The 19,136-nt window shown below is 53.8% G+C and carries 18 protein-coding genes and 1 tRNA gene; 14 read left to right on the forward strand and 5 right to left on the reverse strand.

Going from position 1 to position 19,136, the window contains the following annotated elements:
* Positions 1-21: 21 nt before the first annotated feature.
* Positions 22-858 carry a presqualene diphosphate synthase HpnD gene (hpnD, locus tag ACWWD9_RS06760; protein ID WP_015830117.1) on the reverse strand — a complete coding sequence of 279 codons (837 nt, stop codon included), beginning with the start codon at positions 856-858 and terminating at the stop codon, positions 22-24.
* Positions 859-874: 16 nt separating this feature from the next.
* Positions 875-1,726 (reverse strand): squalene synthase HpnC, encoded by an 852-nt coding sequence (gene hpnC / locus ACWWD9_RS06765; protein ID WP_455868097.1) that lies wholly within the window; start codon positions 1,724-1,726, stop codon positions 875-877.
* 131 nt (positions 1,727-1,857) lie between these two features.
* Between hpnC and ACWWD9_RS06770 the strand changes: the two genes are divergently transcribed.
* From ACWWD9_RS06770 to ACWWD9_RS06790, 5 genes are all read left to right on the forward strand, one after another.
* Complete coding sequence (locus ACWWD9_RS06770) at positions 1,858-2,604, forward strand: S-methyl-5'-thioinosine phosphorylase (RefSeq protein ID WP_013442273.1); 747 nt, start codon at positions 1,858-1,860, stop codon at positions 2,602-2,604.
* A complete protein-coding gene (gene def, locus ACWWD9_RS06775) occupies positions 2,594-3,127 on the forward strand; it encodes a peptide deformylase (protein WP_455868098.1) in 534 nt (177 codons plus the stop codon). Before ACWWD9_RS06770 ends, def begins: the two co-directional genes overlap by 11 nt.
* A 69-nt stretch (positions 3,128-3,196) precedes the next feature.
* Positions 3,197-3,286 (forward strand) — tRNA-Ser (locus ACWWD9_RS06780).
* A gap of 62 nt (positions 3,287-3,348) precedes the next feature.
* The gene (locus ACWWD9_RS06785; RefSeq protein WP_013442271.1) at positions 3,349-3,624 is read left to right on the forward strand and encodes a cupin domain-containing protein; all 276 of its coding nucleotides are present in this window, start codon (positions 3,349-3,351) and stop codon (positions 3,622-3,624) included.
* A 176-nt stretch (positions 3,625-3,800) separates the two neighbouring features.
* A complete protein-coding gene (locus tag ACWWD9_RS06790) occupies positions 3,801-4,589 on the forward strand; it encodes an SDR family NAD(P)-dependent oxidoreductase (protein WP_455868099.1) in 789 nt (262 codons plus the stop codon).
* A 29-nt stretch (positions 4,590-4,618) separates the two neighbouring features.
* Here the strand turns inward: ACWWD9_RS06790 and dinB are convergent, their stop codons facing one another.
* Genes dinB through map form a run of 3 tightly spaced genes read right to left on the reverse strand, consistent with a single transcriptional unit; the run spans position 4,619 to position 9,209 of the window.
* Positions 4,619-5,794, reverse strand: coding sequence for a DNA polymerase IV (dinB, locus tag ACWWD9_RS06795; protein WP_455868100.1), 1,176 nt, complete (start codon positions 5,792-5,794; stop codon positions 4,619-4,621).
* A gap of 17 nt (positions 5,795-5,811) precedes the next feature.
* The gene (locus ACWWD9_RS06800) at positions 5,812-8,400 is read right to left on the reverse strand and encodes a [protein-PII] uridylyltransferase (RefSeq protein ID WP_455868101.1); all 2,589 of its coding nucleotides are present in this window, start codon (positions 8,398-8,400) and stop codon (positions 5,812-5,814) included.
* A gap of 5 nt (positions 8,401-8,405) precedes the next feature.
* Positions 8,406-9,209: a type I methionyl aminopeptidase gene (gene map / locus ACWWD9_RS06805; RefSeq protein ID WP_274377355.1), complete on the reverse strand. Its 804-nt coding sequence runs from the start codon at positions 9,207-9,209 to the stop codon at positions 8,406-8,408.
* A gap of 221 nt (positions 9,210-9,430) precedes the next feature.
* On the opposite strand from map, the gene rpsB reads away from it, so the two are divergent.
* The 9 genes from rpsB (at position 9,431) to bamA (ending at position 19,116) form a co-directional block, all read left to right on the forward strand.
* The gene (gene rpsB / locus ACWWD9_RS06810; protein WP_015830110.1) at positions 9,431-10,180 is read left to right on the forward strand and encodes a 30S ribosomal protein S2; all 750 of its coding nucleotides are present in this window, start codon (positions 9,431-9,433) and stop codon (positions 10,178-10,180) included.
* An 87-nt stretch (positions 10,181-10,267) separates the two neighbouring features.
* Positions 10,268-11,143 (forward strand): translation elongation factor Ts, encoded by an 876-nt coding sequence (tsf, locus tag ACWWD9_RS06815; protein ID WP_013442265.1) that lies wholly within the window; start codon positions 10,268-10,270, stop codon positions 11,141-11,143.
* 127 nt (positions 11,144-11,270) lie between these two features.
* The gene (gene pyrH / locus ACWWD9_RS06820) at positions 11,271-11,987 is read left to right on the forward strand and encodes a UMP kinase (protein ID WP_013442264.1); all 717 of its coding nucleotides are present in this window, start codon (positions 11,271-11,273) and stop codon (positions 11,985-11,987) included.
* Between the two features lie 27 nt (positions 11,988-12,014).
* Positions 12,015-12,572, forward strand: coding sequence for a ribosome recycling factor (gene frr / locus ACWWD9_RS06825; RefSeq protein WP_013442263.1), 558 nt, complete (start codon positions 12,015-12,017; stop codon positions 12,570-12,572).
* A gap of 39 nt (positions 12,573-12,611) precedes the next feature.
* Positions 12,612-13,361: an isoprenyl transferase gene (locus tag ACWWD9_RS06830; RefSeq protein ID WP_455868102.1), complete on the forward strand. Its 750-nt coding sequence runs from the start codon at positions 12,612-12,614 to the stop codon at positions 13,359-13,361.
* A 3-nt stretch (positions 13,362-13,364) separates the two neighbouring features.
* Positions 13,365-14,204, forward strand: a complete 840-nt coding sequence (locus ACWWD9_RS06835) for a phosphatidate cytidylyltransferase (protein ID WP_455868103.1) — start codon at positions 13,365-13,367, stop codon at positions 14,202-14,204.
* A gap of 15 nt (positions 14,205-14,219) precedes the next feature.
* Positions 14,220-15,413: a 1-deoxy-D-xylulose-5-phosphate reductoisomerase gene (gene ispC, locus ACWWD9_RS06840; RefSeq protein ID WP_159355600.1), complete on the forward strand. Its 1,194-nt coding sequence runs from the start codon at positions 14,220-14,222 to the stop codon at positions 15,411-15,413.
* Positions 15,410-16,762, forward strand: coding sequence for an RIP metalloprotease RseP (gene rseP, locus ACWWD9_RS06845; protein ID WP_455868104.1), 1,353 nt, complete (start codon positions 15,410-15,412; stop codon positions 16,760-16,762). The genes ispC and rseP overlap by 4 nt, the downstream gene beginning before the upstream one ends.
* Before the next feature lie 5 nt (positions 16,763-16,767).
* On the forward strand, positions 16,768-19,116 hold the full coding sequence (gene bamA, locus ACWWD9_RS06850) for an outer membrane protein assembly factor BamA (protein WP_013442258.1): 2,349 nt from the start codon (positions 16,768-16,770) through the stop codon (positions 19,114-19,116).
* Positions 19,117-19,136: the final 20 nt, after the last annotated feature.

Below are 19,136 nucleotides of genomic sequence, written 5' to 3' on the forward strand. Positions count from 1 at the left end.
GAAGTGCATGGCGCCGATGCTCTAGTTGCGCAGCCAGGTGCTGAATGCCAGCCACATTTTGCGCAAACCACCGAGTGAGGTACGTGAATTGAGCACTTTTTCGGCGCCGTCGGCTTTTATTTCGCGCAGCAGCGTGCGGTAAATGGCTGACATCATGAGGCCGGTGCGCTGGGTTTTGCGGTCTTCCTGTGGCAGCTCGCCAAGGGCTTTGTCGTAATAACGCTCGGCACGGGCAATCTGAAAATCCAGCAATTCCCGTACTTTTGGGGTTTCATGCCCATGCAGGATATCGATTTCGGTAACGCCGAACTGGGCCAGTTCGTCCTGCGGCAGGTAAATGCGGTCGCGTCGCGCGTCTTCCCCCACATCGCGAATGATATTGGTCAGCTGAAATGCCATGCCAAGATCCAGCGCATATTGCTCGGTGGCCGGGTTGCGGTAGCCAAAAATGGCAGCAGACAACAGGCCAACCACGCTGGCAACCCGATAGCAATAGAGCTCAAGCGCGGCAAAATTGGCATAGCGATTCTGCTCGCAATCCATCTCCATGCCAGCGATGATCTCAATAAAGTGTTGCTCTTGCAGCCGGTAGGTACTGATCGGGCCTTGCAATGCCTTGCTGACTGGATGTTGCGGATTGCCTGCATACAGGCCATGAATCTCCTCGCGCCACCAGGCTAGCTTGGTGCGGGCAATGCCGATGTCGGTACATTCGTCGGCAATGTCATCGACTTCACGACAGAAGGCATACAGCGCAGTAATGGCATCGCGCTGCGGCTTGGGCAGGAAGCGAAAGCTGGCGTAAAAACTGGAGCCGCTGGCAGCAGCTTTGTTTTCGCAATATTCTTGTGGGGACAAGGGATGCTCCGGGTGATTATTTGGCGCGTACGGCCTTGTACAGCATCAGCGCCCAGTCATGGGGCTTGAGCACAGGCCGCTGGGTGAACATGTCACCGCGTGATTTATGCAGCTTTTGCAGGATGCGCTCGCCGCCGGCAATGATGGTGCGCATTTCCAGGCCGGTGCGGCCGGATAGTGCCTTGCCGAGCGGCGCGCCCGATTGCAGCAGCCGCCGGGCGCGGTTGATCTGGAATTCCATGAACAGCCCCCAGGTACCGCTACTGTCAGCATTGGCAATCTGCTTTTCTTCAATGCGGTATTTGCGCATTTCATCGAGCGGGAAGTAAATGCGGTCTTTCTTGTAATCAATCTCCACATCCTGCAAAAAATTGATCAGTTGCAGCGAGGAGCAGATGGCATCGGAAAGCCCGATATTGCGTGGCGTGGCCGCCTGGTAGAGATGCAACAGCAGGCGCCCAACCGGGTTGGCAGAGCGTCGACAGTAATCCATGACTTCGCCAAAGTTTTCGTAGCGGCTTTTCACTACATCCTGACTGAAGGCATCCAGCAGATCGTAAAAAGGCTGCAGGGGCAGGGCATGGCGTTTGATGGTGTCGGCCAGCGTGACAAAAAATGCGGTGTTGGGCGTGTTGCCCTGTGCTATCAGGTCCAGCTCCTGCTTGAACCCATCCAGCAGCGCCAGACGTTGCTCGGGGGTATGATCGCCTTCATCTGCAAAGTCATCGGCTTGCCGCGCAAAGGAATAAATCACGCTGATAGGGCGTCTAAGCCGCATGGGCAGCAGCACGGAGGCAACAGGGAAGTTTTCGTAGTGCGCACTGGCGTGGGCCAGGCTTTCGGCAGTAACGGCTTGGAATGTATTCATGGCTGGGTGAAGTATGCCACAAAATGCCGTGCTTAAAGCTTGCGGAGAGGGCGCATCTGCAGAATTTACCGCGGCCGCTTTGCGTTACAATCGCGGATACTTTTTGACAACCGAACGCTAGGAATTTTTTAATGCTGGGAATCATAGGCGGTACCGGGCTTACGCAGTTGGCCAACCTCAAGATCACAAGGCGGCAGCTTATACGCACGCCCTATGGCGAGCCCTCGGGGCCATTAACCTTTGGTGAGCTGGGCGGCAAGTCGGTGGTGTTTCTGGCGCGCCATGGCAGCGGGCATACCATACCGCCGCATGGCGTCAATTACCGGGCCAATCTGTGGGCCCTGCATTCTGAGGGCGTGCGTGACATCGTTGCTGTTGCCACGGTTGGCGGTATTCATGCCGATCTGGGGCCGGGCACCATTGCCTTGCCCGACCAGATTATTGATTACACCCATGGCCGCAAAAACACCTATTACGATGATGTGGACAAGCCGGTAATTCACATCGACTTTACCGAGCCGTATTGTCCGCGCCTGCGCGGCCTTTGCCTGCAGGCCTCGCGCCAGTCTGGCGAACCGCTGATTGATGGCGGCGTCTATGCCGCCATGCAGGGGCCGCGGCTGGAAACGGCGGCCGAAATCAACAAGCTGGAACGCGACGGCGCCACCATGGTCGGAATGACAGGTATGCCAGAGGCCGTGCTGGCGCGTGAGCTGGAGATCAGCTATGCCGCCATTTGTCCGGTGGTGAACCATGCCGCCGGGCGCGGCAGCAGTGCGCATGGCATTCGTTATGAAGAGATAGGCGCCGTGCTGGACCAAACCATGGAGCGAGTACGTAACTTGATAGAACAGGTGGTGATGAATCATGCCGATTAGGCCTGTATTGCGGATGGGTGATCCGCTACTTCTGCAAAAGGCTGCGCCGGTGACGGCGTTTGATACTCCCGAGCTGCACACCTTGATTAAGGATATGGAAGACACCATGGCCCATATGAATGGGGCAGGCATTGCGGCGCCCCAGATAGGGGTCAGCCTGCGTGTGGTGATCTTCGGGGTAGGTAAGAATCCCCGCTATCCGGATGCTGAGCAAGTGCCTTATACCGTCCTGGTCAATCCAACCCTGCAGCCGGTGAATGATGATCAGGAAGATGGCTGGGAAGGCTGCCTTTCCGTGCCAGGCATGCGCGGCATCGTGCCACGTTATGTGCGCCTGCATTACACCGGCTTTGACCAGTATGGCAACCCGATAGACCGCCTGGTGAGCGGTTTTCATGCTCGCGTGGTACAGCATGAGTGCGACCATCTGGATGGCATTCTTTACCCGATGCGCATACGCGATCTGGCGAATTTTGGCTTCCAGGATGTGTTGTTTCCGAATGCCGATCTGGCGGATGACTGAATACGCTGGTATAATTTTGCGATTGTTTGCAGCGCGGTTGGTCATGCGCAGCGTGAAGCAAGCGTTTCCGGAAGAGTGGCAGAGCGGTTTAATGCAACAGTCTTGAAAACTGTCGTGGGTTCACGCCCACCGTGAGTTCGAATCTCACCTCTTCCGCCAAGGATACCCGTCAGCGGTGTTAAATTCATACCGATGCCATTCATTTAATTAAGGATTTAGACATGAGCCAAATCATTGTTGAGCATAACCCAAGCGAAGAAAAACTGAAGCAACTGGGCGTTTCCAGCTGGTCTATTTGGGAAAAGGAAGTTTCCAAGTTCCCACTGGATTTCGGCATCAAGGAAACCGCTTACGTTCTGGAAGGCGAAATCATCGTTACTCCTAAGGGTGGCGAGCCAGTCCGTATCGTTCCTGGTGACCTGGTTGTGTTCCCAGCTGGTCTGGACACTAACTGGGAAGTGGTTAAGCCACTGCGCAAGCACTACAAGCACGGTTAATTCCGGCTGTTTTGCCTGTCATACCGAAACCCGCGCAAGCGGGTTTTTTCTTGTCTATTTCTGCCATTTTTTACTCTATTGTCCAGCTTGAGCTGACAATCCTTCCCTTCAAAACATGCAATCCTGCGCTTCACTTCAGGTCACAATGGCATCTTTACATCAAGGGAGTAACTCTCATGCAACTCGAACTGGATAACAAACTTGCGCTGGTAACGGCATCGTCTGGTGGCATCGGTCTGGAAATTGCGCGCAGCCTGGCGGCAGAAGGCGCCAACGTCATCATTAACGGCCGTAGCGCGGCGGTGGTGGAGAAGGCAATCGCCGAGATTCACCGTTCGCATCCTGCAGCAAAGCTGCACGCCCTGGTCAGCGACAATGGTACTCAGGCGGGGTGTGAGGCCACCATTGAGCAGTTTCCTGCCGTGGATATTCTGGTAAACAACCTGGGGATTTATGAGGCGGTAGGATTTTTTGAAGAAAGCGATGCTGACTGGCAGCGCCTGTTCGAGGTAAATATCATGAGCGGCGTACGTCTGGCGCGGCATTATCTCGCTGGCATGCTGCAGCGCAATGAAGGGCGCATTGTGTTTATCTCCAGTGAGTCGGGTGTTTCGCCTGCACCTGAGATGGCGCATTACAGTGCGACGAAAACCATGCAGCTTGGTATCTCCCGTTCTCTGGCGGAGCTCACCAAAAATACGGCGGTGACTGTGAATGCGGTATTGCCAGGCCCCACTCGTACCGAAAGCGTGGAGAAATTCATACTGGATGTATACCCAGGCTTATCGCTGGCGGAAGCCGAAAAGAAGTTCATGGCAGAGAATCGCCCGACCTCATTGATTTCACGCCTGATCAACCCCGCGGAGATCGGCAATGTGGTGGCCTTTGTATGCAGCCCGCGTGCTGCGGTGATCAATGGCTCCAATATTCGCGCAGAGGGTGGCCTGGTTAGGACGGCATTCTAAGGTCGGTTTGAAAATATCCCGTTCTTTTGCTACTCAAAAGGCAGTGGCGCTTGTTTCTGTGTGGGATTTTCGCTGTCTTCCATCGGCATCAGCTGGCTGAGTTTTACGCCTAGCAGACGTATCTTCTTGGTCAGTGGTGCCCGTTTGAGGCATTCCCCGGCGGCTTTGCGTATGGCTACCGCATCGCTGATCGGGGAGGGTAGCGTCAGGTCTCGCGTGACGCTGGTGAAGTCCTGATAGCGCAGTTTGATGCCTACCGTGCCTGCCATATAGCGCTTGGCTTTCAAATCCTGGGCGACGCGCTCGCACAGGCTGGTGAATATTTCCCCAAGGCGGGCACGGTCGTGCCTGACATGCAAATCGCGCTCGAAAGTCGTTTCCCGGCTTATTGATTTGGGTTCGGAATAGGTGGTAACCGGACGACTGTCTTGTCCATTCGCCACATTCAGCAGCCAGGCGGCATAGCTGCGGCCAAACGTGGACTGCAGAAGCCCCATCTCGGCTTGAGCCAGCTCGGCAATGGTATGGATGTTTATCGTAGCAAGTTTGGCGACTGCTTTCGGTCCTATGCCATTGATTTTGCTGACGGATAGCGGCCAAATGCGCGATTGCAGCGAGCTTTCGTCCAGCAGGGTCAGGCCATCCGGTTTATCCAGTTCCGAGCCTATCTTGGCCAGCAGTTTGTTGGGGGCAATGCAGATGGAGCAAGTGAGCCCCGTCGCGCTGTAGACAGCATCTTTTAAACGCTGGGCAAGCGCCTGGCTGGGCTCGGTATGCTCGCTGAGGTCGATATAAATCTCGTCTATGCCCCGATCTTCCACATGCGGCGCAATATCCCGCACGGCTTGTTTGAACAGTCTGGAGTAATGGCGGTAGGCGTCAAAATTGGCGGGCAGGATAATCGCATCTGGCGCCTTGGCTGCCGCCTTCATTAATCCCATGGCTGAAAAAACGCCGAGCGCGCGGGCTTCGTAGGTAGACGTGGTCACCACGCCGCGACCGGCATAATCGCCGAGGCGGGCGAATTGCCAGCGCCCATCGGCCAGTTGCCGTGGCGTATCAATCGAACGGCCACCAACCACCACCGGTAGCCCTTTTAACTGGGGATAGTGCAGCAATTCCACCCCGGCAAAGAACATGTCCATATCCAGATGGGCAATGCGTCTTGGAGGGGTGGGAGGCGATGGACTTGTGGCGATGGACACTGAGCAGAAATGCCCTGTTATAGCTGACGGCTAAGGTCTTCTTTGAGCTTTTGCAGGGCGCTATCCGTCAATGCCTGACCAGACTTGCCTGAGATGAGAAAGGTGTCTTCCGCCCGATTGCCCAGTGTGTTGATCTTGGCCGTGTGCAGGTGGATGCCATGGGCCAGGAAGGTGTGCGCAAGCTGTGACAGCAAGCCTGGCCTGTCGCCCGCCACAATATCCAGCAGATGATAGTTGGATTGGCCCTCGCGCTGCAGGTGGATGGTGGCGCTGATCGGCATATGCTTTACCTGCCGGTTGAGGCGGCCTTGCAACGGTGTTTCCAGCGGTTGTTCTGGCATGAGCTTTTGCGTGAGCTCGTATTCAATGAAATTGAGCAGGTCGCGGTATACCACCGACTTGCTGCTTTGATCTGCCACCAGAAAGCTATCCAATGCATAACCATGGCGGCTGGTGTGGATGCGTGCTTCCTGAATGTTGTAACTCATGCGATCGAAAAAGCTGCAAATACGGGCAAACAGGTCGTCACGGTCACGCATGTATATCATGGTCTGAATGCCATCGCCTGCCGGGCTCAGGCGGGCACGGACGATCGGTTTTTCGGTATTGAGATGCGGCAGCAGCAAGCGGCTGTGCCATGCAATCTCCTGGCTGGTGTGCTTGAGGAAATAGCTGGAGCCCAGTTGCTCCCACAGCGGCTGATAGCTGGGCTTTTTGATGCCGTAATAGCTGAGAGTTTCTTCTGCCTGTTGCTGGCGCAGTTTGATCTCGATATTGCAGTCTGCATTGGCGCTGGCGTCACGCATCAGGCGCTGCGCGGCGGTAAACAGGTTCTCCAGCAGCTTGGCTTTCCAGGCGTTCCATACCGCCGGGCTGGTGCCGCGGATATCGGCCACGGTCAGCAGGTAAAGTGCGGTCAAGCGACGTTCGCTGCCCATCTGGCGTGCGAAATTTTCGATGACCAAGGGATCGCTGAGGTCGGCCTTTTGGGCGGTGCTGGACATGATGAGATGTGCCTCAACCAGCCATGCCACCAGCTCACTGTCTTCACGATTGAGCCCATGCGCCTTGCAGAAACGCTTGGCATCGACGGCGCCCAGTGTTGAGTGGTCGCCGCCACGGCCTTTGGCAATGTCATGGAACAAGGCGCCCAGATAAAGCAGGTAAGGCTTGTCAAACTGCATGAAGAGCTGACTGCACAGCGGAAACTCATGCGCCAGCTCGGGCAGGGCAAAGCGACGCAGATTGCGCAGCACATTCAGAATATGCTCATCCACCGTGTACACATGGAACAGGTCATGCTGCATCTGCCCGACGATGCGGCCGAAGGCGGGAATGTAGTTGCCCAGAATGCCGTAGCGATTCATGCGGCGCAGGGCATACGTGACGCCGTCTGGCTGTTTCAGGATATCCAGAAACAGCTGTTTGTTGACCGGGTTTTGCCGGAAGTCACGATTTACCAGCTTTTTAACCCGATACAGCGTGCGAAGCAGCGTGGGGCTCATGCCGGTTAATTCGGGATGCTGCTCCAGCAGCAAAAAGCTTTCCAGAATGGTGGTCGGGTTTTTTTGCAAAAGAGCGCTGTAACGCGCATCCAGCAGGTTATTTCTGGCCTCGAAGTGATCATTGATCAGCACTGCAGGGGCGGCATTCGGGTAGATTTTTTCGCGTAGCAGTTGCAGCAGGATCTCATTCATCAAATGAATGAATTTGGCGCTGCGGTAGTAGTTGTGCATCAGCTGCTCGCTGGCGCGTTTGCTGCGGCTGGTGACGTGATTGAGTTGCTTGGCCAGATCATTCTGGAAGTCAAAGATCAAGCGGTCTTCGCGACGCTTGGCAAGATAATGCAAGCGGATACGCAGCATCTGCAGGTATTGCTCATGGCGGCGAATCTGGCGCGCTTCCTGCTGGCTGATCAGGCCGTGCTTGACCAGGGTGCTCCAGGCGCTGCCCAGACTCAGGCTGCGCGTAATCCAGAGTATGGTCTGCAAATCGCGCAATCCCCCCGGGCTTTCCTTGATATTGGGTTCAAGGTTATAGGGGGTGTGGTTGAACTTGGCATGGCGCTGGCGTTGTTCCAGCATCTTGGCTTCAAAAAACGCCTGCGTATTCATGTTGGCGGCAAATGCGGCCTGAAATTCGGCATAAAGCTGCTTGTGCCCGGCCAACCAGCGCGATTCCAGAAGATTGGTCTGTACTGTCACATCCTTGGATGCTTCGTCTGCACATTCGCTGAGGGTGCGTACGCTGTGACCCACAGCCAGGCCAATATCCCAGAAAGTGCCTACCAGCGCTTCAATCTGGCGATCCAGTGCCTGGTCGTAATTGTCAGGCAGCAGAATCAGCAAATCGACATCGGAGTGTGGAAACAGCTCGCCGCGCCCATAACCGCCGACGGCAATCAGGCAGACATCCTGATTCAAGCCAGCGTCCTGCCAAAGCGCCTGCAGGAGCTGATCCACAAATTTGGAATGCCCTTTTAACAGGGCCGTGGTATTGCCGGATTGCTCAAAAGCCTCTTGCAAGGCTTGTTGGCGCGCATGCAGTTGCTGGCGCCAGTCTTTCGCCAGGCTGGCGTGAGGGGTATCCGGCAACGCTTGAGGCATACTGGTTAGTTGAAGCTGGGAATGGCGGGCGAGCCAGCGGAAACGGTGAGAACCTCGTAACCGGTATCCGTGACCAGCACCGTGTGTTCCCATTGGGCCGACAGGCTGTGGTCTTTGGTGACGATGGTCCAGCCATCTCCCAGTTGCTTGATGTCGCGCTTGCCAGCATTGATCATGGGCTCAATGGTGAAGATCATGCCTTTTTGCAGCTTGACGCCAGCGCCAGGCTTGCCGTAATGCAGCACCTGTGGATCTTCGTGGAATTTCTTGCCTATGCCATGGCCGCAGAATTCGCGCACCACGCTATAGCCACTTTTTTCTGCATACACCTGAATGGCATGGCCGATATCGCCTAGCGTCGCACCTGGTTTTACCTGTTGTATGCCCAGCCACATGCACTCATAGGTAATGTCGCACAGGCGTTTTGCCTGAATGGAGGGCTCGCCCACCATGAACATGCGGCTGGTATCGCCATGGTAACCATCCTTGATCACGGTAATGTCCAGATTCACGATATCGCCGTTTTTCAACACCTTGGGGCCAGGCACGCCATGGCAGATCTGGTGGTTGATGGAGGTGCAGATGGACTTGGGGTAGGGGGTGTGGCCATGCGGCGCGTAATTGAGGGGCGCCGGGATGGTTTTTTGTTCATTGACCATGTAGTCATGGCACAGTTTGTCGAGATGCTCGGTGGTGACGCCGGCCTGGACATAAGGCGTGATAAAATCAAGCACTTCGGAGGCAAGGCGGCCCGCGATGCGCATTTTCTCAATATCGAGGTCATTCTTGATGGTAATTGCCATATTCACTACATTAAGCCGAAGCTTGTTTTTCCTTGAGTTCAGACAGTCGCTTATGTTAACATATTGCACCCGTTTAGCAGCTTAATTGGCTGTTGGCGGCCTTAACCAGCATGCGCTTGATCTTTTTATTCGCATGCAAAATCTGCACACATGCCCCGTACAGGGTGTCCGTTCATACGGATGTTGGTTGGGCGTGTGGAAGCAATTAACCCTTACTGGAGACTTTTATGTCCGTAACTATGCGTCAAATGCTGGAAGCCGGGGTTCACTTCGGCCATCAAACCCGCTACTGGAACCCCAAGATGGCACCGTTCATCTTCGGTGACCGCAACAAGATTCATATCGTCAACCTGGAAAAAACCCTGCCGCTGTTCGAAGATGCACTGAAGTATGTGCGTCAACTGGCTGCTAACAAGGGCCGTATCCTGTTTGTTGGCACCAAGCGTCAAGCACGCGACATCATGAAGGAAGAAGCTGAACGCGCTAACTGCGCTTACGTTAACCACCGCTGGCTGGGTGGCATGCTGACCAACTTCAAGACCGTCAAGCAATCCATCAAGCGTCTGAACGACTACGAAACCATGCTGCAAGATGGCAGTCTGGACAAGTTCGGCAAGAAAGAAGCCCTGGGCTACAAGCGTGAAGTTGAAAAGCTGCAACGCTCTATCGGTGGCATTAAGGAAATGGGTGGTCTGCCAGACGCGATTTTCATCGTGGACGTAGGTCACGAAAGCGGCGCTGTTACTGAAGCTGCCAAGCTGGGCATTCCTGTTATCGGTGTTGTTGATACCAACAACTCTCCAGATGGCGTTGCTTATGTTATTCCTGGTAACGATGACTCCAGCCGTGCGATTCGTCTGTATGCCCGCGGTATTGCTGATGCAGTACTGGAAGGCCGCAGCCAAGCCATCACGGAAATCGTGAAGTCTGCTAGCGAAGAAGAATTCGTCGAGGTTGAAGAAACCGCGGCAGAGTAAGACCCTGATAAAAGGGGGCGAAAGCCCCCTTTTTTATACCTGTTATATGGCCTAGTCTGGCCGAAATCATCATTGAAGGAGCAAATAATGGCTGAAATTACCGCAGGCATGGTAAAGGAATTGCGTGAGCGCACTGATGCGCCCATGATGGATTGCAAAAAAGCACTGACAGAAGCCGAAGGCGACATGACCCGTGCAGAAGAAATTCTGCGTGTACGTTTCGGTAACAAGGCAAGCAAGGCTGCTGGCCGTGTTGCTGCTGAAGGTACCGTTGGCATCAGCATCAGCGCTGATGGCAAGACTGGCGCCATGGTAGAAGTTAACTCTGAAACTGACTTCTGTGCCAAGAACCAGGATTTCGTGAACTTCGTTAACGAACTGGCCGCTGTGATTGCCAGCAACAAGCCAGCCGATATCGCTGACGTTGCAGGCCTGAAGATGGGTTCCGCTACCGTTGAAGAAAACCGCACTGTGCTGGTTGGCAAGATTGGTGAAAACATCACTCCACGTCGCTTCCTGCGTGCAGATGCACAAGGCAAGCTGTACAGCTATGTTCACGGTAGCAAGATCGGTGTTGTGGTTGATCTGGTGGGTGGTGACGAAGCGCTGGGCAAGGACATTGCCATGCACATTGCCGCTGCCAAGCCCAAGTCGCTGGATGCCAGCGGCGTGGATGCAGCCCTGATCGAAGCCGAGCGCCGCGTGGCGATTGAGAAGGCCAAGGAAGCTGGCAAGCCAGACGCCATGCTGGAAAAGATTGCAGAAGGTACTGTGCAGAAGTTCCTGAAGGAAGTGACGCTGCTGAGCCAGCCTTTCGTCAAGGATGACAAGCAGTCCATCGAGCAATTGCTCAAATCCAAAAACGCCTCTGTTGCCTCTTTCACCATGTACGTCGTGGGTGAGGGCATTGAGAAGGTTGTTACCGACTTCGCTGCTGAAGTCGCTGCTGCAGCCAAGATCTAGGCTGCAGTTTCTCTGGTAGTAAAACCGCGGGGGCTTCACCCCTGCGGCTGTAATGATGTACTCGCTGCAAAACGATAATGTGATTTAATAACGCATTGTCGTTTTGCACAATTCAGATAGGAGCCCCATGACATCCCCCGCCTTTAAACGCATCCTGCTTAAATTATCCGGTGAAGCCCTCATGGGTGATGACAGTTACGGGATTAATCGTGCGACCATTTCCCGGATTGTGAATGAAATCAAGGAAGTGGTGGATATGGGCGTGCAGGTGGCCGTGGTCATCGGTGGCGGCAACATCTTTCGTGGAGTTGCGCCTGCGGCTGAAGGCATGGATAGGGCGACGGCTGACTATATGGGCATGATGGCAACGGTGATGAATGCATTGGCCTTGCAGGACGCCATGCGTCACATTGGGCTGGTGAGCCGCGTGCAGTCTGCCCTCAATATCGAGCAGGTTGCCGAGCCTTATATTCGTGGCAAGGCGATTCGTTATCTGGAAGAAGGGCGCGTGGTGATCTTCGGTGCCGGTACCGGTAATCCTTTTTTCACAACAGATACTGCAGCAGCGTTACGCGGTATGGAGATGAATGCGGAGATCGTGCTGAAAGCCACCAAGGTCGATGGGGTTTATACCGATGATCCCAAGACCAATCCCGATGCCATGCGTTACAAAACACTGACCTTTGATGAAGCCATCATCAAGAACCTCAAGGTCATGGATGCGACGGCACTGACGCTGTGTCGCGATCAGAAATTACCTATTTCCGTATTCAGTATATTCAAGCAGGGCGCCCTTAAGCGTGTAGTCATGGGCGAAGATGAAGGTACGCGCGTATTGCCTTAAGGCATGCGCCAGGTTTAGGAGAGAGTGATGCTCAACGAAGTAAAGAAAAACGCAGAACAAAAGATGCAGAAATCCCTGGAGTCGCTGAAGAGTGACCTCGGTAAAGTGCGTACGGGCCGTGCACATACCGGCCTGCTGGATCATGTCATGGTGGAATACTATGGCTCCATGGTCGCAGTGAATCAGGTGGCGAACGTTACCCTGGGCGATGCGCGTACCATCAACGTGCAGCCTTACGAAAAGAACATGGTGGCCAAGATCGAGAAAGCCATCCGTGATGGTGATCTGGGCCTTAATCCGGCAACCAATGGTGACGTGATTCGTGTGCCTATGCCCATGTTGACGGAAGAACGCCGTCGCGACCTGATCAAGGTCGTGCGTACCGAAGGTGAAAATGCCAAGGTGGCTATCCGCAATGTGCGCCGTGATGCCAATGATCAGCTGAAAAAACTGACCAAAGACAAAGAAATCAGTGAGGATGACGAGCGCCGCATGCAAGACGAGGTGCAAAAGCTGACGGACCGTTTTGTGGCTGAGGTTGACAAGCTTCTGCAAGTCAAAGAAGCCGACCTTATGGCGGTGTAAACTGCCTTGTTTGATTTGCCTTTAGAAACGGAGTCTTGATTGGCGCTTTTTTTCAGCTCCACGCAATCCATTCCCGCCACCGCTGAGGTGCCGCGCCATATTGCCGTCATCATGGATGGCAATGGGCGCTGGGCCAAGAAGCGATTCCTGCCGCGGGTCGCGGGCCACAAACGTGGCGTCGAAGTGGTGCGCGACATCGTCAAGCAGTGTGCGAGCATCGGCGTTGAATACCTGACGCTGTTTGCTTTCAGCAGTGAAAACTGGCGCCGTCCACAGGAAGAAGTCTCCTTCCTGATGGGGCTTTTCATGGAAGCCCTGCAGCAAGAGGTTTCCAAGCTTCATAAAAATAACATTCGCCTGGTCATGATTGGTGATCATTCCCGCTTTGATGAGTCCTTGCGCGAGCAGATTGCTCGTGCGGAAGCCCTGACGCGGGATAATACCGGTCTTACGCTGACCATTGCTGCGAATTACGGCGGCCGCTGGGATATATTGCAGGCGGTGAACCGTTTGCAGGCCGAGCATCCTGAGCTTGCTGGCAATTATAATGAAGAGCATCTGGCGCCTTATCTTTCCATGCATTACGCCCCAGAGCCTGATTTATTCATCCGTACAGGCGGCGAGCAGCGAATCAGTAACTTCCTGCTGTGGCAACTGGCATACAGCGAGCTCTATTTTACGGGCACCTTATGGCCCGATTTTGACTCGGCTGCTTTCGAACTTTCCATTGCATCTTATCGTCAGCGTGAGCGTCGTTTTGGGCGCACCAGCGAACAGTTACAACAATAAGTCATGCTAAAAGCGCGCGTTCTTACATCCCTGGTACTGATACCACTTTTTCTGGCTGCGCTGTTCTATCTTCCCGAGGTGTACTGGGCCTTGCTTATGCTCGTCATCATTACCATCGGTGCATGGGAATGGGCGAGCATGAATCGACTGGGCGGGGGGCAATGGCTATATCCGGCAGTGACATTTGCCATTGGCCTGCTCGCGGTTGCCGTCACTGACACATCGTATGTGTTTGTTCAACAGCATCTTCTGTTCTGGGGCTTGCTGGCCTCTGCCATTTTTTGGACCTTTTTTGTCCCCATCTGGTTATCCGGACGTTTCCGCATTCAAAACCAGGTGGGGGTAGCCGTTATCGGATGGGTAATCCTTATCCCGACCTGGCTCGCCTTCGTCAGTTTGCACCGCATCCAGCCAGGGCTGTTGCTTGCCTTGATGGTTGCGGTATGGATTGCCGATAGTGCGGCTTATTTCGCGGGCAAGCGTTTTGGCCGCCACAAGCTTGCACCGAAAATCAGCCCGGGGAAAACCTGGGAGGGCGTGCTGGGCGCTTGGCTGGCCGTCAGCGTATATGGGCTCATCCTTTGTAGCACATTGGGAATCACCCCCTGGATTATCCTCGGGCTTTGGGGGATTACCGTGCTGAGTATCATGGGAGATCTTCTGGAGTCGCTGGTGAAGCGGCATGCCGAAGTAAAGGACAGCGGTCGCTTGTTACCTGGGCATGGTGGTGTGCTTGATCGCATCGATGGCCTGACCTCAAGCTTGCCGCTGGCAGCGTTCTTTATTTATTTCCCGTTGTATTACCACTACGCCTATCCTTTATGGGCAAGTGTTTCCCAATAGCCCTGGGGGCGAAATTTGTTACAGTCATCACCACAAAACATTACCATCCTCGGTGCCACTGGCACCATCGGGCTCAATACGCTGGATGTGATTGCCCGGCACCCTGACAAATACCGCGCTTATGCATTAACGGCCAATGGTCGCGCCGAGGCCTTGTTTGATCTATGCAAGCAATATCATCCGCGATATGCCGTGCTGTTGCAGGAGGCCGCGGCAGATCGCCTGCGGCAGATGCTCGTCCAGGCGGGTATTGAAACGGAAGTTCTGTTTGGCATGGATGCCCTGGAGCAAGTCGCTTCCGCTCCTGAGGTGGATGCTGTCATGGCCGCCATCGTGGGAGCAGCCGGTCTCAGGCCTGCCATGGCCGCTGCCCGTGCCGGCAAGCGCATCATGCTGGCCAACAAGGAAACGCTGGTAATGGCCGGCAGCTTGTTCATGCAGGCGGTGGAGGAGAGTGGTGCGACCTTGCTGCCTATCGATAGCGAGCATAACGCTATCTTTCAGGTCATGCCTTCCAGAAAATACCCTGACCTTCACAGCGGCGGTGTACGCAAAATATTGCTGACGGCATCCGGCGGTCCATTCCGCAATGCCAGTCGGGAGCAATTGCTGCAAGTGACTTCGCAGCAGGCACTCAATCACCCCAATTGGGTCATGGGACCCAAGATCACCATCGACTCTGCCACCTTGATGAACAAAGGTTTGGAAGTGATTGAAGCGAAATGGCTTTTTGATGCAACGCCCGAGCAGATTGAGGTAGTGGTGCATCCACAAAGCGTCATTCATTCCATGGTGGAATATGTGGATGGCTCGGTGCTGGCGCAATTGGGGAACCCCGACATGCGCACACCCATCGCTTATGCCCTGGCTTATCCTGAGCGCATAGACAGCGGCGTGGGCTCGCTCGACTTGTTCAAGATTGCGACATTGAATTTCGAACGTCCTGACACTGGCCGTTTCCCATGTTTGCGCCTGGCTTTTGATGTGCTGAAGCGCGGTGGAACAGCACCTGCGATTCTCAATGCAGCTAATGAAGTCGCTGTTGAGGCGTTTCTGCAATCTCGCATAGGGTTCATGGATATCCCCGCCCTCATCGAGCGCGTGCTCTCGCTATCCAGCATAGAACCCGTTACTGACATTCCCAACCTGATTGCAGCTGACCAGGCCGCGCGTCAGCTCGCTCAGGAATGGATGGTGCAATCAGCATGATTACCGTCATCGCGTTTGTTGTTACCCTTGGCATCCTGATTACGATTCATGAGTATGGACATTTTCAGGTCGCGCGCTGGTGTGGTGTCAAGGTCTTGCGATTTTCACTGGGCTTTGGAACGCCATTGCTGACCAGAAATATCGGCAAGGACAATACCGAGTTCGTTCTGGCGGCTTTCCCCTTGGGCGGCTACGTGAAAATGCTGGATGAGCGCGAAGCCCCGGTTGCCGAGCATGAGCTGCATCGCGCCTTTAATCGGCAAGCCGTATGGAAACGTATGCTCATCGTGCTGGCTGGGCCGGTGGCGAACCTGTTACTCGCCATCCTGCTTTACTGGGTGCTGTTCATGCATGGCGTCATGGGTATCAAGCCACTGTTAGGGGATATTCCTTCAGAAACACCCGCAGCCATTGCGCAAATGAAATCCGGCGAGCTGATTACCGATATCGCTGGCGAGACTGTGGCCAGCTGGCAAGACGTACGCTGGATACTGATGCGTCAGGCGCTTGGTGATTCCCCAGTCTCGGTAGAGGGGCGGTTGAACGACGTTTCCCTGCATCATCAATTGAATTTATCTGTGTTGGACAAAGATGATTTTGAGGGAGACTTCCTGCCAAAATTGGGCCTCGTACCTTATCGCCCAAGCATGCCACCTGTGGTGGGGGAGGTCGTGGCGGGAAGCGCAGCAGAAAAGGCTGGTTTGCGTGCAGGAGACAACATACGCGCAATTGATGGCGTTGCCATTACAGCTTGGGATCAGGTGGTGGATACCATACGCCTTCATCCACATACGCCATTGAAGGTCACCGTCGCACGTAATGCTCAAACGGTGGATCTACAGGTTATTCCCGATAGTGTTCGAGAAAATGGCAAGGATATAGGCCGAATTGGCGCCGCTTACAAGGCAAACCAGAGCGAGCTGGATAAAATCATGACGACGGTGAGCTACTCACCAGGCGTGGCAGCTGCCAAGGCAGTTACCAGGACATGGGAAACCTCGGTTTTCAGTCTTCAAATGCTGGGAGGCATGCTGACTGGGGATGTGTCGTGGCGTGGCATGAGTGGGCCAGTGACGATTGCCAGTTATGCCGGTCAGAGTGCGAAGATTGGCTGGGAAGCTTTCCTGGGCTTTCTGGCACTCGTCAGTATTAGCCTTGGCGTGCTAAATCTGCTGCCTATCCCTGTGTTGGATGGGGGGCATTTGTTGTATTATATTGTTGAGGTTTTCAAGGGCAGCCCGGTTTCCGAGCGCGTCATGGAAATTGGTCAACGTATTGGACTGGCGCTGCTTGGATTGTTGATGGCATGCGCTTTTTATAACGATATAAATCGATTGATAACAGGCTGATCTGAATGAATTTAAGCATCAAGCTTAAGCATATACCGTTTGTGGTATTGGGTATGTATGCAACATCAGCAATGGCACTTGAGCCATTCGTAGTGAAGGATATTCGAGTAGATGGGATACAGCGTACCGAAGCCGGTACCGTATTCAACTACCTGCCTGTCAAGGTCGGTGAGACCATGGATGATGACAAGGCGACTCAGGCAATTAAAGCGCTTTATGGCACTGGGTTCTTTAAGGATGTGCGTATTGAGGCGGATCAGGATGTGCTGGTTGTTGTCGTTCAGGAGCGCGCTGCGATTGCCCAGCTGAATTTCAGCGGCAATAAATCCTTCCCCAGTGACAAAATGAAAGAAGGCCTGAAGCAGATTGGTCTGGCTGAGGGCTTGATTTTTGACCGATCCATGCTGGACCGTGCTGAACAGGAAATCAAACGTCAGTATCTTTCCCAAGGTAAGTATGGCGCTACCGTGAAAGCCGTGGTCACTCCTCTGGAGCGCAATCGCGTAGCAGTACAGTTCAATATTGAAGAAGGTGCCATCTCCAAGATTCGCAGCATCAATATTGTCGGCAATCAGGCTTTTGATAGCAAAACCCTGCTGGAAACCATTTCATTGACCACGCCAGGCTGGATGACCTGGTGGAACAAGAATGATCAGTACTCCAAGCAAAAATTGACCGCTGATCTAGAGACCTTGCGGTCTTTTTACATGAATCAAGGTTTTCTGGAGTTCAATATTGAGTCCACCCAGGTCTCGATTACCCCAGACAAACGTGACATTTACATCACCATCAATATCAGTGAAGGTGAGAAATACACCGTTACCGATATCAAGCTGGCTGGCGAAATGCTGCTGGCGGAAGAAGAAGCGCGCAAGCTGATCAGCCTGCAAACAGGTGAATACTTCAATCGCCAGAAAATTACAGAATCCAGCAAGGCCATTGGCGACCGGCTTGGTAACGACGGTTACGCATTTGCTAACGTCAATGCTGTGCCCGACGTTGATAAAGATAAGCATACTGTTGCCTTCACCTTTTTCATCGACCCAGGTCGCCGTGTATATGTCCGTCGTATCAACCTGACCGGTAATACACGCACCCGCGATGAGGTATTGCGGCGTGAAATGCGCCAGATGGAATCCGCATGGTATGGCGCTGACAAGATTAATCGTTCCAAGCAACGTCTGGAGCGTTTGCAGTTCTTCTCGGATGTGAACGTGGAAACGCCTGCGGTACCTGGCACAAATGATCAGGTGGACCTGAACATCAACGTCACTGAAAAATCGACCGGTAGCGTAATGTTTGGCGCTGGCTTGTCCAGTGCTGAAGGTGTGGTATTCGGTGTTACGGTGAACCAGAACAACTTCCTGGGTACGGGTAATCGCGTGTCTGCGCAGGTGAATACCGGTAAGGTCAACACCATCTACTCATTGAGTTACACCGATCCTTACTTCACGCCGGATGGCGTAAGCCGTACCTTCAATGCGTATCGCCGCGATATTGATACTTCGTATCTGAGTACAGGTAGTTACAAAACATCTTCTTACGGTACTGGCGTAAGCTTTGGCATGCCGCTGAATGAGCGTGATTCGGTGAGTGCAGGTCTGACCTTTGACTTTACCCAGGTTGATCTGACTTCAAGCAGCCCCATACAGTATCGTCGCTATTGCGGTGACTCTAACGCCAATGGGTGCGATAACACCAGCGTCTTGCTCAATCTGGGCTGGGCACATGATACCCGGGACAATGTGTTGTTCCCCAACAAGGGTGTTTACCAGCGTTTGAGCACGGAAATTGGGTTGCCTGGCCTGGACTTGCAGTATTACAAGGTGGAATACAAGCATTCCTGGTACAAGGACATTACGCCAAATATCACCTTCATGCTGAATGGTGAAGCAGGGTATGGTGACACTTATGGCAGCAAGGACTTCCCGTTCTTCAAGAACTTCTACATCGGTGGTGTAAACTCGGTGCGCGGTTATCAAACCAGCTCGATTGGTCCTCGTCTCTATGACACGGTGAATGAACGCGGGTATGCTATTGGCGGTACCAAGCGTCTGCTGGGTAATGCGGAGTTGTATTTCCCCATTCCTGGCATGAAGGATTCCAAGCAATTGCGCCTGAGTACATTTATCGATGCGGGTAACGTGTATACATCGGATGAGCGTATGGATCTTGGCGATCTGCGCTACTCAGCAGGTATTGGCGTGAGCTGGTATTCGCCATTCGGGCCTATCAAGCTCGTATTGGCCAAGGCCCTGAACGCACAAAAGGATGCTGTGCAAACCGATGGCAAAACCTTGTATAACGACGATAAGACGCAGATCCTGCAATTCCAGATGGGTTCGCAGTTCTAAGCTGTTTGTATGATTAAGTT

This window comes from Methylovorus sp. SPW-M1 (assembly GCF_053848825.1).

What these genes read in the sequence shown, in the direction of transcription:
- hpnC (WP_455868097.1), bottom strand. Translation starts at nt 1,726, where the DNA reads ATGAATACATTCCAAGCCGTTACTGCCGAAAGCCTGGCCCACGCCAGT.
- ACWWD9_RS06770 (WP_013442273.1), top strand. Translation starts at nt 1,858, where the DNA reads ATGCTGGGAATCATAGGCGGTACCGGGCTTACGCAGTTGGCCAACCTC.
- def (WP_455868098.1), top strand. Translation starts at nt 2,594, where the DNA reads ATGCCGATTAGGCCTGTATTGCGGATGGGTGATCCGCTACTTCTGCAA.
- ACWWD9_RS06785 (WP_013442271.1), top strand. Translation starts at nt 3,349, where the DNA reads ATGAGCCAAATCATTGTTGAGCATAACCCAAGCGAAGAAAAACTGAAG.
- ACWWD9_RS06790 (WP_455868099.1), top strand. Translation starts at nt 3,801, where the DNA reads ATGCAACTCGAACTGGATAACAAACTTGCGCTGGTAACGGCATCGTCT.
- ACWWD9_RS06800 (WP_455868101.1), bottom strand. Translation starts at nt 8,400, where the DNA reads ATGCCTCAAGCGTTGCCGGATACCCCTCACGCCAGCCTGGCGAAAGAC.
- rpsB (WP_015830110.1), top strand. Translation starts at nt 9,431, where the DNA reads ATGTCCGTAACTATGCGTCAAATGCTGGAAGCCGGGGTTCACTTCGGC.
- tsf (WP_013442265.1), top strand. Translation starts at nt 10,268, where the DNA reads ATGGCTGAAATTACCGCAGGCATGGTAAAGGAATTGCGTGAGCGCACT.
- pyrH (WP_013442264.1), top strand. Translation starts at nt 11,271, where the DNA reads ATGACATCCCCCGCCTTTAAACGCATCCTGCTTAAATTATCCGGTGAA.
- frr (WP_013442263.1), top strand. Translation starts at nt 12,015, where the DNA reads ATGCTCAACGAAGTAAAGAAAAACGCAGAACAAAAGATGCAGAAATCC.
- ACWWD9_RS06835 (WP_455868103.1), top strand. Translation starts at nt 13,365, where the DNA reads ATGCTAAAAGCGCGCGTTCTTACATCCCTGGTACTGATACCACTTTTT.
- rseP (WP_455868104.1), top strand. Translation starts at nt 15,410, where the DNA reads ATGATTACCGTCATCGCGTTTGTTGTTACCCTTGGCATCCTGATTACG.
- bamA (WP_013442258.1), top strand. Translation starts at nt 16,768, where the DNA reads ATGAATTTAAGCATCAAGCTTAAGCATATACCGTTTGTGGTATTGGGT.